Annotated in this window: 2 protein-coding genes; both read right to left on the minus strand. The window is 43.1% G+C overall.

Going from position 1 to position 708, the window contains the following annotated elements; genetic code table 11:
* A partial coding sequence (locus N1032_RS25375) for a phage adaptor protein (RefSeq protein ID WP_259543368.1) occupies nucleotides 1-310 on the minus strand: 310 nt, incomplete at its 3' end.
* Nucleotides 311-319: 9 nt separating this feature from the next.
* On the minus strand, nucleotides 320-708 hold a 389-nt coding region (locus N1032_RS25380; RefSeq protein WP_259543369.1), incomplete at its 5' end, for a hypothetical protein.

Raw genomic sequence — 708 nt, forward strand, 5'->3', positions numbered from 1 at the left:
ATACAGTTGGTTTAATACCATCTTGTGGGAGTTTAGACATAGTTTCAATCTGAACACGGGTAGCAACTTCACCATTAACCATCAATGCTTTGATTGTTTCACATTCATCTGGAATAGCAATACCAGCACCAGCAGTAGGCACTGAAATAGTAGCAGCACCTTCATCTTGAGGGATGTCTAGGATTTGGTAAAGGTCAGATTCAGCAAAGGAGATGAACATAGGCACATTAATGATTGCTTTAGCATCTGTACGGTCTAAATACTGGGTTACAGCATTCTTTAATTCACCATAGTTAGAGATTACAGCCATAGATGCTCCTTAAACGCTCTGTGCGCTCTTCTGACGGGTTTTACGGGCTTTCTTAGGCGTTGGTACTGCTTCTACCTTAGCGTCGCTTAGAGAGGCTCTTGGAGCGTCATACGGGCTGTCATCTACTGGTGTAGTGCTGAGCTTAGCCATACGAGTAGTGATGTTAGGTGAATTAGCAGCTACCACATTAACAGTGATTGTAGCCTGTCCCCAATAACGTCCCTGTTGAATAGGAGTAGTTGGGTTGAAGAAGATTGTATAACTGTCACCAACAGTAGCACCACTTTCAATCTGAATAACGTTAGCATCAGTAGGAGTAGCCTGACCAAAGCTGATGTTAGCACTGTTAGCAGACCACTGAGCAATTACACCATTAATTTCGGTAATAGTCAGAGCAC

It is taken from the genome of Herbiconiux daphne (genome assembly GCF_024979295.1).
GTDB lineage: Bacteria > Actinomycetota > Actinomycetes > Actinomycetales > Microbacteriaceae > Herbiconiux > Herbiconiux daphnes.